The sequence below is a fragment of the Caulobacter sp. genome, assembly GCF_035254145.1.
In the GTDB taxonomy this organism is placed as follows: Bacteria; Pseudomonadota; Alphaproteobacteria; order Caulobacterales; family Caulobacteraceae; genus Caulobacter.
This window is the reverse complement of sequence record NZ_DATFAV010000113.1, coordinates 1-14,944: the sequence shown is the minus strand read 5'-3', so window position 1 is coordinate 14,944 and position 14,944 is coordinate 1. Positions and strand designations below refer to the sequence as shown.

Annotated in this window: 16 protein-coding genes and 1 pseudogene; 13 read left to right on the top strand and 4 right to left on the bottom strand. The window is 67.8% G+C overall.

From position 1 onward, the window contains the following. The 11 genes and pseudogenes from VJ655_RS06535 to VJ655_RS06485 all read left to right on the top strand — a co-directional run. Positions 1-750 (top strand): flagellar hook-basal body complex protein (locus VJ655_RS06535; protein WP_324110255.1); only part of this gene is annotated, 750 nt, incomplete at its 5' end. 168 nt (positions 751-918) lie between these two features. Then, a complete protein-coding gene (gene sciP / locus VJ655_RS06530; RefSeq protein WP_047410412.1) occupies positions 919-1,200 on the top strand; it encodes a CtrA inhibitor SciP in 282 nt (93 codons plus the stop codon). 264 nt (positions 1,201-1,464) lie between these two features. Continuing rightward, the gene (gene fliF / locus VJ655_RS06525) at positions 1,465-3,117 is read left to right on the top strand and encodes a flagellar basal-body MS-ring/collar protein FliF (RefSeq protein ID WP_324110254.1); all 1,653 of its coding nucleotides are present in this window, start codon (positions 1,465-1,467) and stop codon (positions 3,115-3,117) included. Positions 3,118-3,122: 5 nt separating this feature from the next. Next, positions 3,123-4,139, top strand: coding sequence for a flagellar motor switch protein FliG (gene fliG / locus VJ655_RS06520; RefSeq protein ID WP_324110253.1), 1,017 nt, complete (start codon positions 3,123-3,125; stop codon positions 4,137-4,139). A gap of 10 nt (positions 4,140-4,149) precedes the next feature. Continuing rightward, positions 4,150-4,788, top strand: a complete 639-nt coding sequence (locus VJ655_RS06515) for a flagellar assembly protein FliH (RefSeq protein WP_324110252.1) — start codon at positions 4,150-4,152, stop codon at positions 4,786-4,788. A gap of 16 nt (positions 4,789-4,804) precedes the next feature. Then, the gene (gene fliN, locus VJ655_RS06510) at positions 4,805-5,137 is read left to right on the top strand and encodes a flagellar motor switch protein FliN (RefSeq protein ID WP_324110251.1); all 333 of its coding nucleotides are present in this window, start codon (positions 4,805-4,807) and stop codon (positions 5,135-5,137) included. Between the two features lie 67 nt (positions 5,138-5,204). Further along, positions 5,205-6,572 (top strand): sigma-54-dependent transcriptional regulator FlbD, encoded by a 1,368-nt coding sequence (gene flbD, locus VJ655_RS06505; RefSeq protein ID WP_324110250.1) that lies wholly within the window; start codon positions 5,205-5,207, stop codon positions 6,570-6,572. Between the two features lie 130 nt (positions 6,573-6,702). Then, positions 6,703-8,805, top strand: a complete 2,103-nt coding sequence (gene flhA, locus VJ655_RS06500) for a flagellar biosynthesis protein FlhA (protein WP_324110249.1) — start codon at positions 6,703-6,705, stop codon at positions 8,803-8,805. Between the two features lie 34 nt (positions 8,806-8,839). After that, positions 8,840-9,004 (top strand): annotated as a pseudogene (locus VJ655_RS06495) (TetR/AcrR family transcriptional regulator); the annotation flags it as partial. Between the two features lie 81 nt (positions 9,005-9,085). Further along, positions 9,086-9,592 (top strand): hypothetical protein, encoded by a 507-nt coding sequence (locus tag VJ655_RS06490; protein WP_324110248.1) that lies wholly within the window; start codon positions 9,086-9,088, stop codon positions 9,590-9,592. 212 nt (positions 9,593-9,804) lie between these two features. Next, the gene (locus VJ655_RS06485; protein ID WP_324110247.1) at positions 9,805-10,203 is read left to right on the top strand and encodes a DUF4282 domain-containing protein; all 399 of its coding nucleotides are present in this window, start codon (positions 9,805-9,807) and stop codon (positions 10,201-10,203) included. A gap of 5 nt (positions 10,204-10,208) precedes the next feature. Here the strand turns inward: VJ655_RS06485 and VJ655_RS06480 are convergent, their stop codons facing one another. From VJ655_RS06480 to VJ655_RS06470, 3 genes are all read right to left on the bottom strand, one after another. Then, entirely contained in the window at positions 10,209-10,655 is a 447-nt protein-coding gene (locus tag VJ655_RS06480) for a MarR family transcriptional regulator (RefSeq protein ID WP_324110246.1), read from the bottom strand. Between the two features lie 13 nt (positions 10,656-10,668). Further along, a complete protein-coding gene (locus tag VJ655_RS06475) occupies positions 10,669-11,085 on the bottom strand; it encodes an organic hydroperoxide resistance protein (RefSeq protein WP_324110245.1) in 417 nt (138 codons plus the stop codon). Positions 11,086-11,308: 223 nt separating this feature from the next. Next, positions 11,309-12,010: a DnaJ domain-containing protein gene (locus VJ655_RS06470; RefSeq protein WP_324110244.1), complete on the bottom strand. Its 702-nt coding sequence runs from the start codon at positions 12,008-12,010 to the stop codon at positions 11,309-11,311. A 107-nt stretch (positions 12,011-12,117) separates the two neighbouring features. On the opposite strand from VJ655_RS06470, the gene pdxH reads away from it, so the two are divergent. After that, the gene (pdxH, locus tag VJ655_RS06465) at positions 12,118-12,786 is read left to right on the top strand and encodes a pyridoxamine 5'-phosphate oxidase (RefSeq protein ID WP_324110243.1); all 669 of its coding nucleotides are present in this window, start codon (positions 12,118-12,120) and stop codon (positions 12,784-12,786) included. A 34-nt stretch (positions 12,787-12,820) separates the two neighbouring features. Here the strand turns inward: pdxH and VJ655_RS06460 are convergent, their stop codons facing one another. Further along, positions 12,821-13,444 carry a TetR/AcrR family transcriptional regulator gene (locus tag VJ655_RS06460; protein ID WP_324110242.1) on the bottom strand — a complete coding sequence of 208 codons (624 nt, stop codon included), beginning with the start codon at positions 13,442-13,444 and terminating at the stop codon, positions 12,821-12,823. Between the two features lie 145 nt (positions 13,445-13,589). Here VJ655_RS06460 and VJ655_RS06455 point away from each other — a divergent pair. Further along, on the top strand, positions 13,590-14,944 hold a 1,355-nt coding region (locus VJ655_RS06455), incomplete at its 3' end, for an AAA family ATPase (protein ID WP_324110241.1).

Genomic DNA, 14,944 nt, shown 5'->3' with positions numbered 1-14,944 from the left:
TCGGACTCCAAGGGCGGCCAGCGCACCGTCACCCTGTCGCTGCTGAAGGGCCCCGGTCCGAACCAGTGGTACGCCGAACTGCGCGCCAAGCCGGGCGATCTGGCCAACAACGCCAACGGCCAGATCAGCACGGGCATCGTGACCTTCACCACCGACGGCAAGCTGCAGAGCACCGGCACCCTGTTCGGTGGCACTAACCCGACCTCGATCTCGATCCAGGCCTCGGGCACCACCCCGGCCGTTCCTCCGGCGGTTCAGCTGCCGACCTGGGCGGACGCCCTCGGCATCGACACCCAGGACGTCCAGATCGACCTGGCCAGCGCCGCCGGTGGCCTGACCCAGTACAACAGCCAGTCGGTCGTCCAGTCGGTCAACACCAACGGCACCGCCTTCGGCAACCTGACCAACATCGAGGTCGACGAGGACGGCTACGTCTCGGCCATCTTCGACAACGGCGTCACACGCCGGATCGCCCAGGTCGCGGTCGCCACCTTCTCGAACCCGAACGGCCTGAAGGGGGTTAACGGCAACGCCTACCGCGTCACCAACGAGAGCGGCACCTACAGCCTGAAGCCTCCGGGCCAGGGCGGCGCCGGTTCGCTGGCGCCCTCGACGCTGGAAGCTTCGACTGTCGACTTGTCGACGGAGTTCACGGGGCTAATCACCACGCAACGCGCCTACTCGGCGTCTTCGAAAATCATCACGACCGCCGACCAAATGCTTGAGGAGCTGCTGAACATTAAGCGCTAATCACGGGATTTAACGTTCTTTAATTCTTGTGTCTCACGTTGAGACATTAAGGACTGCTAAGGAGCCATCTTGTTTAGGCCTTTCTTTACTATTGGAATTAAGCCGCTGTTATTGGGCGGCGCCTATAGTGGCCTCCAACAGTGATGGTTGTGGGAAAGGCGTAAAGCCATGTTGCAGCAGCAGCGCACAAACAGCCGGGGTGAGAAGTACGTGATCGGTCCGACCGGCGCGCCCCTGACTCTCTCCGACTTGCCGCCGCCGGAAACCCAGCGTTGGGTCATCCGTCGCAAGGCCGAGGTCGTGGCCGCCGTTCGCGGGGGTCTGCTCTCGCTCGACGAGGCTTGCGATCGCTACAAGCTGACCAACGAGGAATTCCTCGCCTGGCAGCAGTCGATCGATCGGCACGGCCTGGCGGGTCTGCGCACCACGCGGATCCAGCAGTACCGTTAGGATCGGGCAGGGGTGCGTCGCCTTGACCGTCCCCCGACGGCAGAAAACCCCCGCGGGCGTTGAACCGCAAGGGTTTGAAGACGTTCCGCGGCCGCGCCCGAAAGGGCGCGGCCGCGACGTTTTGGCGCCTCGGGAAGGCGTTTGCGGCCCCAAATATAAACGCCTCGTTTACCTTGTACTGGGTAAATCCTGCCTACCGGCAAGCGCTTCGTTCGCGTTGGCCGGGCGTCCCCGTCGGGGTCGTTGATCAGGGGATGGGGCTTCGTGGAAAGCTTTCTGGCTTCAATTCAGAGGTTTGGCGTCGGGCGTCTCGCCGCGATGCTGGGCGTCGGCGCGGGCGTCGTGGCCGTGCTGGTGGCCCTGATCATGTTCATGGGCAAGGAGCCCAGCGAACTGCTCTATTCCAACCTGGATCTCAAGGAAGCCTCGGAAGTCACCCAGGCCCTCGACCAGGCGGGCATCAAATATGAAACCAAGGGCGACGGCTCGACGATCATGGTGCCGCGCGACAAGGTCGCCAGCGCGCGCCTGATGGTCGCCGGCAAGGGTCTCGTGAGCTCGGGCTCGATCGGCTACGAGATCTTCGACGGCGGCAACGCCCTGGGCCAGACCGACTTCGTCCAGCAACTGAACCGCCAGCGCGCCCTGCAGGGCGAGCTGGAGCGCACGATCAAGGCGATGCAGGGCGTCAACAGCGTCCGCGTCCACCTTGTCCTGCCCAAGCGCCAGCTGTTCGAGGAAGACGCCGAGCAGCCGTCGGCCGCCGTCACCATCGGCGTGGGCTCTCGCGAGCCGTCGTCGGACATGGTCCGCGCGATTCAGAACCTGGTGTCCTCGTCGGTCCCGAACATGAAGGCCGAGAAGGTCGCGGTCATCGATCAGCACGGCAAGACCCTCTCGGCGCCCAGCGACGAGAGCCTGGCCGGCAAGGAGGCTCAGGACCGCAAGACCGAGGTCGAGCAGCGCATCGCCAAGACGGTCAAGGACATGATCGAAGGCGTGCTGGGTCCGGGCAAGGCTCGCGTCAACGTCACCGCCGACCTGGATCTCAACCGCGTCACCACCCAGGAGGAGCGGTTCGATCCCGACGGCCAGGTGGTGCGTTCGGAAAGCACCAACGAGTCCAACAGCCAGGAAAACAAGAACGAGGACAATTCGGGCACGACGGCGACGGCCAACGTTCCCGGCCAGGCCGCCAACAACGGCTTCCAGCAGCTGGGGTCGCGCGCCGGCGCCAACGAAAGCGTCACCAACTACGAGATCTCCAAGTCCGTGAAGACCACGGTCCAGGAGCCGGGCACGATCCGCAAGGTCGCCGTCGCCGTCGCCATCGATGGCGTAACCGCCCCCATGGGCAAGGACGGCAAGCCGGGCGCCTATACCCCGCGATCGGCCCAGGAGATCCAGCAGATCGAGGACCTGGTGAAGACCGCCGTCGGCTTCGACGCCACGCGTGGCGACCAGGTGAAGGTCACCAACATCAAGTTCCCGAGCCCCGAGGACCAAGGCCTGGAGAAGCAGGGCCTGCTGTCGGGCTTCGACAAGAACGACATCATGCGCTTCGCCGAACTGGGCGTGCTGGGCGTCGTGGCCCTGTTGATCCTGCTGTTCGCGGTCCGGCCGTTCATCAAGAACCTGTCGGAGCCCGTGGCGGTGGCGGCCCTGTCGGGACCCGGCCAGCCGGTGACGCGCCTGGTCACCCTGTCGGACGGCACCCAGCAGCACGTGGTCGTGGACGAGACCGGCGAGCCGATGGCCATCGCCGGCCCCGTCAGCGACATCGACCAGCGCATCGACATCGCCAAGATCGAGGGCCAGGTGAAGGCCTCGTCCATCAAGCGCGTGTCGGAATTCGTCGAGAAGCACCCCGAAGAGTCGGTCGCGATCCTGCGCAACTGGCTGCATGAGTCGAGCTGACGGCCATGAAAGTCGCGGTCAACGACGTCAAGAAGCTCTCCGGGCCCGAAAAGGCGGCCATCGTCCTGCTGGCGCTGGGCGAGGAGCACACCCGGATCTGGGAAGCCCTCGACGACGAGGAAATCAAGGAAGTCTCCCAGGCCATGGCGGGCCTGGGCACTGTCTCGGCGTCGGTGGTCGAAGACCTGCTGGTCGAATTCGTGTCGGGCATGAGCTCGACCGGCGCGATCATGGGCTCGTACGAACAGACCCAGCGCCTGCTGGCCTCGTTCATGCCCCAGGACAAGGTCGACGCCCTGATGGAGGAGATCCGCGGTCCGGCGGGTCGAACCATGTGGGACAAGCTCGGCAACGTGAACGAGGCCGTGCTCGCCAACTATCTGAAGAACGAATATCCGCAGACGGTCGCGGTGGTGCTGTCGAAGGTCAAGAGCGACCACGCCGCGCGCGTGCTGGCCTGCCTGCCGGAAGACTTCGCCCTGGAATGCGTCACCCGCATGCTGCGGATGGAGCCGGTGCAGCGCGAGATCCTCGACAAGATCGAGATGACCCTGCGCACCGAATTCATGTCGAACCTGGCGCGCACGTCCAAGCGCGACAGCCACGAGATGATGGCCGAGATCTTCAACAACTTCGATCGCCAGACCGAGGCCCGCTTCATCGCGGCCCTGGAAGAGCGCAACCGCGAGGCGGCCGAGCGCATCCGGGCCCTGATGTTCGTGTTCGAGGACCTCTCGAAGCTGGACCCGGGCGGCATCCAGACCCTGCTGCGCGGCACGCCGAAGGAACAGCTGGCCCTGGCCCTGAAGGGCGCCTCGGACCGGCTGCGCGACCTGTTCTTCTCCAACATGTCCGAACGCGCGGCCAAGATCATGCGCGAAGACATGGAGAGCATGGGCCCCGTGCGCCTGAAGGACGTCGACGCCGCCCAGGTGGGCATGGTCCAGGTCGCCAAGGACCTGGCCGCCAAGGGCGAAATCATGCTGGCCGGTTCGGGCAGCGACGACGAGCTGATCTACTGAGGCGGATGGCATGATCGACACCCCCCCTCGCAAATTCGGCTTCGACACGGTCTTCGACGACCGCGGTCGCGTGGCCTACGAGCCGCCCAAGGTGAAGAAGAACTTCACCCCCGAGGAGCTCGAGGCGGCCAAGGCCCAGGCCTATGCCGAGGGCGAGCGCTCGGCCGTGGCGCGCGCCGAGCAGGAGGCTGCTCACGCCCTGGCCGAAGTGGCCGGCGCGGTGGGCGAGGCGCTTGGGTCGCTGACCCAGGTGGCCCACCAACACCGCGAAGCCGCGGCCATGCTGGCCCTGGCCTGCGCCCGCAAGATCGCCGACGCCGCCCTGGCGCACTTCCCCGAGGCGCCGGTGACGGCCGCTCTTGAAGCCCTGGCCCGCGAGGTCGAGGCCCAGCCGCGCATCTTCGTCCGCGTTTCGCCGGAGCTGGAGGAGCGCACCCAGCAGGCGCTGGAGAACGTGGCGGCGCAGATCGGCTACCAGGGCCAGATCGTCGCCCGCGCCGACGGGGCCATGGCCCCGGCGGCCTTTACTTTCGACTGGGGCGATGGCCGCGCGGCCTTCGATCCAGAAGGCGCCGCCCAGCGCGTCGCCGAAGCGCTGGAGGCGGCCATCGCCGCCGAAGGTCTCCACGCCGAACCCCTCTTCACGTAGCGAAGGCTAGAATCCGATGGCCGAAGACAATCTCACGCTCGACGAATTCGGCGGCTCGATGCTGGCCTCCGAAATGCCGGTCGAGATCGCCGACAAGACCGCCTCCGACCTGGCGCCGGTCTTCGACGTTCCCGTCAACATCTCGGCGGTGCTCGGGCGCGCCCACATGTCGGTGGCGCAACTGCTGCAGCTCTCGCAGGGCTCGATCCTGGAGCTCGACCGCAAGGTCGGCGAAGCGATCGACATCTACGTCAACAACCGTCTGGTCGCCCGTGGCGAAGTCGTCGTCGTCGACGAGCGCCTGGGCGTGACCATGACGGAAATCATCAAGGACGGCGACCAGAACTAAGGTTCCGGATCGCTCGAGACTTCAGGAACAGGGTTCTTCCCTCGGAAGAGCTTCGGGAGAGTAAGAGATGCGGCTTCTGGTCGTCGGAAAACTGAACGGGCAGCTCTCGGTCGCCGTGAAGATGGCGATGAACGCGGGCGCGAAGGTCTCGCACGTCGAAACGACGGAGCAGGCGACCAACGCGCTGCGGGCCGGGCAGGGCGCCGACCTGCTGATGGTCGAGTACTCGCTCGACATCGCCGGCCTGATCGCCGCCAACGAAGCCGAGCGGATGCGGGTGCCGGTGGTGGCCTGCGGCGTCGACGCCGATCCGATGCGCGCGGCCGCCGCCATCAAGGCCGGCGCCAAGGAGTTCATCCCCCTGCCGCCGGACGCCGAGCTGATCGCCGCCGTCCTGGCCGCCGTGACCGACGACGAGCGCCCGATGGTCGTCCGCGACCCGGCGATGGAGCAGGTCATCAAGCTGGCCGACCAGGTCGCCCCGTCCGACGCCTCGATCCTAATCACCGGCGAAAGCGGCTCGGGCAAGGAGGTCATGGCCCGCTACGTCCACGGCAAGTCCCGCCGGGCCAAGGCGCCGTTCATCAGCGTCAACTGCGCGGCCATCCCCGAGAACCTGCTGGAAAGCGAGCTGTTCGGCCACGAGAAGGGCGCCTTCACCGGCGCCATGGCCCGCCGCATCGGCAAGTTCGAGGAAGCCAACGGCGGCACCCTGCTGCTGGACGAAATCAGCGAAATGGACGCGCGCCTGCAGGCCAAGCTGCTGCGCGCCATACAGGAGCGCGAGATCGACCGCGTCGGCGGCGCCAAGCCAGTGAAGGTCGACATCCGCATCCTGGCCACCAGCAACCGCGACCTGGCCCAGGCCGTGAAGGACGGCACGTTCCGGGAAGACCTGCTCTATCGCCTGAACGTCGTGAACCTGCGCCTGCCGCCGCTGCGCGAGCGCCCGGCCGACGTGCTGAGCCTGTGCGAGTTCTTCGTGAAGAAATACTCGGCCGCCAATGGCGTGCCGGAAAAGCCGATCTCGGCCGAGGCCAAGCGCCGGCTGATCGCCCACCGCTGGCCGGGCAACGTCCGCGAGCTGGAGAACGCCATGCACCGCGCGGTGCTGCTGTCGACCGGTCAGGAGATTGAGGAGTTCGCCATCCGCCTGCCGGACGGTCAGCCGATGTCGCCGACCCCGGACGCCGCGGTCGCCCGCGGCGCCCAGATGGCCGCCGACGCCATCTCGCGCACCTTCGTCGGCTCGACCGTCGCCGAGGTGGAGCAGCATTTGATCATCGACACCCTGGAGCACTGCCTGGGCAACCGCACCCACGCGGCCAACATCCTGGGCATCTCGATCCGCACCCTGCGCAACAAGCTGAAGGAATATTCCGACGCCGGCGTGCAGGTGCCACCGCCGCAGGGCGGCGTGGGGGCCGCCGCCTAGGGGGCAAGATGTCGCGGCGCCGCGACCATCGGTCCGGCGCCGAACATGGCTAATTTTCATTAAGGAGATGGCGGCGGGCCGCAAATCGCTTCAAGCGCTGGTCCGCTGATCTCACGGTTCAAGGTTCCGAATGGCCGACGCCGCCGCCCCGACCGCAAGCTCTCTGCCTAGCGCCAAGTCGCTGCTGGACGGCTTCCTGCGCGGCGAAATGGGCCTGGCCCTGGGCGTGGTCGGCATCATCGTCCTGCTGATCCTGCCGGTTCCGTCGTTCCTGCTGGACCTGCTGCTGGCCATTTCGCTGACGGGATCGGTGCTGATCCTGATGACGGCGATCCTGATCAAGAAGCCGCTGGAATTCACCTCGTTCCCGACCGTCCTGCTGGTCTCGACCCTCTACCGCCTTGGCCTGAACATCGCCTCGACGCGGCTGATCCTGGGCCACGGCCAGGAGGGAACCGGCGGGGCCGGCGCGGTGATCGAGGCCTTCGGTCACCTGATGATGCAGGGCAACTTCGTCATCGGGGTGATCGTCTTCATCATCCTGATCGTCGTGAACTTCATGGTCGTGACCAAGGGTTCGGGCCGGATCGCCGAAGTGGCCGCCCGCTTCACCCTGGACTCCATGCCCGGCAAGCAGATGGCGATCGACGCCGACCTGTCGACCGGCCTGATCGACCAGGAGATGGCCAAGGTCCGCCGCAAGGAGCTGGAGCAGGAAAGCACGTTCTTCGGGGCCATGGACGGCGCCAGCAAGTTCGTGAAGGGCGACGCGATCGCCGGCCTGATCATCACCGCCATCAACATCGTCGGCGGCATCATCATCGGCGTCGTGCAGCACAAGCTGCCGATCGGCCAGGCGGCCTCGACCTACACCATCATGACCATCGGCGACGGCTTGGTCAGCCAGATCCCGGCCCTGATCATCTCGATCGCCGCCGGCATGGTCGTGTCGAAGGCCGGGGTCGAGGGCTCGGCCGACAAGGCCCTGACCACCCAGCTGGCCATGAACCCGGTGGGCCTGGGCATGGTCTCGGCCTCGTCGGGCGTGATCGCCCTGATCCCGGGCATGCCGATCATCCCGTTCGCCGCCCTGGCCCTGGGCGCCGGCGCCCTGGCCTACAAGCGCATCAAGGACGCTCGGGAGCCTCAGCCTCTCGATCCATCAGCGCTCGAGGCCGCCGCGCCGACCGAGGCCGAGGAGGAGCCGATCAGCGCCTCCCTGGCGATCGACGACGTCAAGATCGAACTGGGCTATGGACTGCTGACCCTGATCAACGACCTGGACGGCCGCAAGCTGACCGACCAGATCCGCGCTCTGCGCAAGACTCTGGCCGGCGAGTTCGGCTTCGTCATGCCGCCCGTGCGGATCCTCGACAACATGCGCCTGGCCAACCAGGGCTACGCCATCCGCATCAAGGAGATGGAGGCCGGCGCCGGCGAGGTCCGTCTGGGCAATCTGATGGCCATGGATCCGCGCGGCGGTCAGGTCGAGCTGCCCGGCGAGCACGTGCGCGAGCCCGCCTTCGGCCTGCCGGCCACCTGGATCGCCGACGACCTGCGCGAGGAGGCCACCTTCCGCGGCTACACCGTCGTCGACCCGGCCACGGTGCTGACCACGCACCTGACCGAGATTCTCAAGGAGAACATGGCCGACCTGCTCTCCTACGCGGAGGTCCAGAAGCTCCTGAAGGAGCTGCCGGAGGCGCAGCGCAAGCTGGTCGACGACCTGATCCCGGGCACGGCCACGGCCACCACCGTCCAGCGCGTCCTGCAGTCGCTGCTGCGCGAGCGGGTCTCGATCCGCGACCTGCCGCAGATCCTGGAGGGCATCGGCGAAGCCGCCCCGCACACCGCTTCGGTCACTCAACTGGTCGAGCAGGTCCGCGCGCGCCTGGCCCGCCAGCTGTGCTGGGCCAATCGCGGCGACGACGGCGCCCTGCCGATCATCACCCTGTCGGCCGACTGGGAGCAGGCCTTCGCCGAAGCCCTGATCGGTCCCGGCGACGACAAGCAACTGGCCCTGCCGCCCTCGCGCCTGCAGGACTTCATCCGCGGCGTCCGCGACGCCTTCGAGCGCGCCGCCCTGGCCGGCGAGGCGCCGGTCCTGCTGACTAGCCCGGGCGTGCGTCCCTACGTCCGCTCGATCATCGAGCGCTTCCGCGGCCAGACCGTGGTGATGAGCCAGAACGAGATCCACCCCCGCGCGCGCCTGAAGACGGTGGGGATGGTGTAGAATTCCCCTCTCCCCTTGCGGGAGAGGGGGGCCGCCAGAGGCCGGTTTCGTCCTGACCCACGCGGTCGTCGGCCTGTTGCGCGCGGCGACCGCCGAACAGGAGCTGGCGCTCGATCCGGACCGCCGGGAAGACGAACTGGTCCGCTTGATGGAGAGCTACATTTCGGCGCTGCCGCTCTTCCAGGGGTCGCGCCGGTAGAGTCCGCGTCGGATTGTCGACGGAACCGGGCGGGCAAGGTGACGTTGTTTCGTCGGGAGGGGCCCCCGACGGAGAGTGAAGATGACCAACAAGCTTGCGCTGCTCGCCGCCGCCGCGTCCCTGACGTTCGCCGGCGCCGCTTTCGCCCAGAGCACCTCGACGACCACGACCCAGACCATCACGCCCTCGGCGACGACGCCCTCGGCCACGGCGCCGTCATCGACCATGACGCCCGCCGCGCCCACGCAGTCGACCACCACGACCACGGCGCCGTCGCAGAGCACGACCACCACCCAGACTACGACGCCGTCGGCCAGCACCGCCGACAGCGCCGCCACCCCGAGCTCGGCCAATGTGGCCAGCTTCAAGGTCGGCTCGGCCGTGAAGGACGCCCAAGGCGTCGCCGTGGGCCAGATCAGCGGCACGAGCACCGGCGCCGACGGCTCCACCAACGTCATCGTCACCAATGGCGGGGTGAAGTTCGCCCTGCCGGCCAACAGCCTTAGCGCCGGCGCCGACGGCAGCGTCTCGACGACGGCCACCAAGGCCCAGATCGACGCGACGGTCGCGGGCGCCAAGCCGCAGTAAGCCATCGTCCGTTCACGACGACGCGAACGCGGGCCCGCTCGGCATTGCCGAGCGGGCCTGTCGCTGCTAGCGATGGCCCTCGAGCCTTTCCGGCGCGGATGGAATCATCCGAACCGGATGAAAAGGTTCTATATTCTTGGGTAGATCGTGATGGCCGCCGTCACCGGCGCCACTTTTGGCTGTCACGCTCTGAAGGGCGGTTTTTCGCCGAGTTGGGGTTCCGTATGCCTCCGGCCAACAAGACCAAGCGTGGGTCCAACTCGCTGCTGTGGGATCTTCTGACCTTTGACCGCCTGGTCACCGGGCCGGTGATCCACTTCATCTATTGGGCGGGCCTGGGCGTCGTGGCGCTGTTCGGCTTCTCGGTGGTCGGCGCCGCCGTGGGCCTGGCCCTGAAGGAGCCGGGCGTAGGCTCGCTGCTGCTGGCCTTCCCGGTGCTGATCGCGGGCCTGCTGGTCGCCGGCGCGCTCGTGCTGCTGTGGCGGGCGTTCTGCGAGTTCTACGTCGCGATCTTCCGGATCAGCGAGGACCTGCGCGCCTTGCGCCAGACCAGCGACGCCGACCACGCCGCCCATCTGGCGCGTCGCCAGGCGCCGCCCCCGCAGGCCTGAAGCGCCTACTTCGCCAGGATCTTCAGCCGTTCGCGCAGGGTGATGACGCCGTCTAGCGGCATGTCCAGCGCGCAGAACAGCTTTTCCGGAATCTCCGCCGCCTGTTCGCGCAGGGCCCGGCCCTTGTCGGTCAGGGCCACGATGACCCTGCGCTCGTCGTCCGGATCGCGGTGACGCTCGACCAGGCCGCCGGCCTCCAGCCGCTTGAGCAGCGGGGTCAGGGTGCTGGAATCCAGATCCAGCGCGTCTCCCAGGGCCCCGACCGTGCGTGGGCTCTGCTCCCACAGCACCATCATGGCCAGATATTGCGGATAGGTCAGGCCGATGGCGTCCAGCAGGGGCCGATAGAGCCGCGTCATCCGGTTGGTCGCGCCGTACAGGGCGAAGCACAACTGATTGTCGAGGCGCAGGGCCTCGACGGGGTCCAGGGATGACGCGGGTTTCTTGCTCATGTCGGATGACTAGTTAGGCCGCCTTGACGCTGATGGCCACGTCAACATTGCCGCGTGTGGCGTTCGAGTAGGGGCAGACTTGGTGGGCGGTGGCGACCAGGGCCTCGGCGTCGGCCTGGTTCAGCCCTTGGGTCTCGACCTCCAGGGCCACTTCCAGCTTGAAACCGACGGCCTGGGCGGCCAGGCCAACCTGACCGGTCACGGTGGAGCCGGTCAGCGGAATCTTCTGGGTGCGGGCGACGTGGGCCATGGCGCTCTGGAAGCAGGCGGCGTAGCCGGCGGCGAACAATTGTTCGGGATTGGTGCCGGTTTCCTTGCCGCCGAGGGCCTTGGGCATGGACAGCTGCACGTCCAGCAGGCCGTCCTCGCTGCGGGCGTGGCCTTCACGGCCGCCGACGACGGTGGCGCGGGTGGTGTAGAGGGTGGTCATCGCGAAACTCCTCGCTCAAGAATGATGTGAACGATTTAATCGTGTGCGATTTAATATCAAGGGCTGGGAATAAAAAAGATCGCGCGCGATGGAATGGAGAGATCCTCCCCCAAGCGGGGAGGTGGTCCGAAGGACCGGAGGGGAAGCCCTACCGCCTCGGCCTCTTCCCCTCCGTCGTCCTTTCGAGCCGACACCTCACCCGTTAGGGGGAGGATTGGGTCGCTCAGGCCGCCCAGGCGGCCGCGAAGCGGCGCAGCAGCGAGCGGGCGGGGCTTTCGCTGGAGAGTTCGGCGGCTTCCAGGCGCAGGAAGAGGTCGCCGGCCCGATAAGCCGCGCGGGCGGGCAATCCCTGTCCCGGCAGGCGGACCAGGCCACGCGCGGCCGCCTTGGTTGAGATCCAGGCCAGGCGCGGACCCAGCGGCGTATCGGCCTCGACCCGGCCGCCCTCGGCGAGGACGCGCGGGGCGACCTTGCCGGTCAGCCAAAGATCGTCGCCGCGCACCAGGGCGCCGTCCATCGGGCGCAGGCGGACCTCGAAGACGATCGTTTCGACCCGGACCTTGTCGCCGGCGCGCAGTCCGGCCGGCAGTTTCACCCTGAGCTGTCGCCCGTCGATGGCCAGGGTCTCGGCGCCGCCGGCGAAAGCCGTGGCGATGTCGATGTCGAGGATGGCGCGGTCGACCACGGGCGGGGCGTCCGCCACGGCCGGTGGGAAGTGGGTGGGGCGGGCCGAGGCTTCCTGCAGCAGGCGATAGGCGGCCAGCACGTCGCGGAACAGGGCCGCATCGCCGGTGGGGCGGTCCGGATGGGCCCGCTTGGCGGCTTCCCGATAGGCCTTGCGCAATTCGCGCTCGCCCGCGTTGGCGCTCACGCCCAGCAGGGCGCGGGCGGCCGATAGGGTCAAGGCGGAGCCGCGGGCGGTCATTGGGCGACCCTGCCGCCCGGATGGTCAACGGGGCGTTAAGTTAAGACTTTCGCGTAGGGGCTGGCTCGCCGGTGACACCTTGGCCGCGCGCGGCCTATATGAGGGCCATGAGCGCCGACCAGCCCCTGATCCCCGCCTCGCCCAGCGAGGACGACTACGTCCGCCAGGTGACCGAGGCCACCCCGCCGCCGCTGTTGTCGGAGGAGGATCCGTTCGCTCTGTTCGCCGAATGGCTGGAGGAGGCGGGCAAGAAGGAGCTGAACGACCCCAACGCCATGACGGTCTCGACCGTCGACGCCGACGGCATGCCCGACTCGCGCATGGTGCTGCTGAAGGACTTCGATCCGCGCGGCTTCGTCTTCTACACCAACACCCACAGCGCCAAGGGGCGCGAGCTGACCGTCAATCCCAAGGCCGCGATCCTTTTCCACTGGAAGTCGCTGCGCCGCCAGGTGCGCATCCGCGGCGTGGTCGAGCCGGTCTCGGACGCCGAAGCCGACGCCTATTTCGCCAGCCGCGCTCGTCATAGCCAGATCGGCGCCTGGGCCAGCGACCAGTCCCAGCCCTTGCCGGACCGTCTGGCCCTGGAAAAACGGGTCGCCGAGATGGGCCTGAAATTCGGCCTCGGCAAGGTTCCGCGCCCGCCGCACTGGTCCGGCTACCGGGTCGTCCCGGCCACCCTCGAGTTCTGGCGCGACCGCCCCTTCCGTCTCCACGAACGGCTGGTCTTTAGCCGCGCGGATGGCGGTTGGACGACGAAGCGGTTGTTCCCGTAGGGCTGGTTTGAAGCCGCGACCGACGCTTCGGGCGTCAGGCGCGCGCGCCGTATCGCGCCAGGAACGTCTCCACCGCGTCCTCGGCGATGTCCTTCAGCGGTCGCCTGGGCTGGACGTCGTCGCCAGCGGAGAGGCCAAGGACCAAGGTGACGTGGTCCAGCATGCCCATCAGCTGGCCGGCGGCCCAGGAGGCCTTTTCGACCTTGATCTCGCCGGCCCTGGCCAGGTCGTTGATCACCGACAGGGCCGCGCCGCCCAGTTCGTCGCGGGCGCTCTGCAGGAAGTATTCGGCCACGTCCTCGAAGCGGCGGCGTTCGGACGTCACCACGCGGAACAGGGCGCGGGTGTCGGGTCGCGAGAAGAAGTTGGCGTAGGCGCAGGCCAGGGCGACCAGCCGCGAGCGGGCGTCGCCCTTGACGCGCACGGCCTCGCGGACGGGGGCCGCGACGCCAGCCACCGTCTCCATGACGATGGCCCGGAAGAGGTCCGCCTTGCCGGGAAAGTAGGCGTAGAGCGTGGCCGTCGAGACCCCCGCCGCGCGGGCCACCACCTCCATGCCGGCGTCGGCGTAGCCTTCGCGCAGGAACAGGTTCCTGGCCGAGGCGAGGATCTCCTCGCGCTTGTGACCCGACCGTTTCAGACCCGCGCCGACAAGCATTGGAAGAACTCGCTATATTGGCTTCAATGCAATCTAGCCGCGAATATGACCCATAAGCAAGGGTCGCGCGAGAGGACTTGGAGGCGCGTTTCGGTTATGGAGCGCCGGCGCCGGGTTCGTGCGTGGAACAGATGGGATTTCAGGCGTGACCAAGGACGCGGAAGCCGCGCGCGAGCAGGAAGTGGCCGCCTGGTTTGGCGAGCGGGCGGAAAGCACCATCGAGACCTCGTGCGCGCGGGTGTTCCTGATCGGCGGCTCGGCGTTCAAGGTGAAGCGTCCGGTCGATTTCGGCTTCCTGGACTATTCGACGCTGGAGCTGCGGCGCTGGGCGCTTGAGCGTGAGCTGACCTTCAATCGCGCCGCCGCGCCCGACATCTATCGCGAGGTGCGCCGCCTGACGCGCACGGCCGACGGCGGCGTCGAGATCGACGGCGAGGGCGAGATCGTCGAGTACCTGCTGGAGATGCGCCGCTTCGACCAGAACGGCGTGTTGGCCACCCAGCCCTGGGCCATCGACGACGCGTTGGAGGATTCGCTGGGCCGCACGGTGGCCCGCTTCCACGCCGGCTCGCCTCTGCGTCCGCAGGGCGGTGGGGTGTCGGCCCTGGGCTATACGATCCGCTCGAACGCCAACCTGCTGCGGGGCCTGGCGACGCGCCTGGGCAAGCAGGCGGTCGAGCGCCTGGTGCACGAGACCGACATCGCCCTTGAACGTCTCGCGCCCCTGCTGGACGGCCGGGCCAAGGATGGCTTCGCCCGCCATTGCCACGGCGACCTGCATCTCGGGAACATCCTGATCGAGAACGGCCAGCCGATCCTGTTCGACTGTATCGAATTCAACGACACCTTGTCGGACATCGACATCCAGTACGATCTGGCGTTCCTGTTGATGGACCTCGACTTCCGCCGTCGCCGCGACGCCGCGGGCCGGGTGCTGAACGCCTATCTGGACGAGGCCGCCCGCACGTTCGGCGACGGCTTGTGGACGGGCCTGGCGGCCCTGCCGCTGATGCTGAGCGTTCGGGCCGCCGTGCGCACCCACGTCTGGGCCTATACCGGCGACGACGAGGCCGCGCGGGCCTATCTGCAGACGGCGCTGGAGCATCTGGCGCCCAAGCCGGTCAGCCTGATCGCGGCCGGCGGTCTGTCGGGCTCGGGCAAGTCGACCTTCTCGCGGGTTTGCGCCCCCGGCCTGGGCGCGGCGCCCGGCGCGGTGGTCCTGCGCACCGACGAGATCCGCAAGCGCCTGTGGGGCGTTCCCGCGCTGCAGCGTCTGCCGCGCGAGGCCTATACGCCCGAGATGAGCGCCAGGACCTACGACCAGCTGTTCCACGACGCCGCGCTGTGCCTGAAGGCCGGCCGCTCGGTGGTGGTCGACGCGGTGTTCCTCAAGCCCGAGGAACGCGCCCGCGCCGAGGTTCTCGCCAAGACCTGCGACGTCGCCTTCCAGGGCGTCTGGCTGGAAGCCCCGCCCGAGGTGCTGCGCGCCCGCGTCGCCGC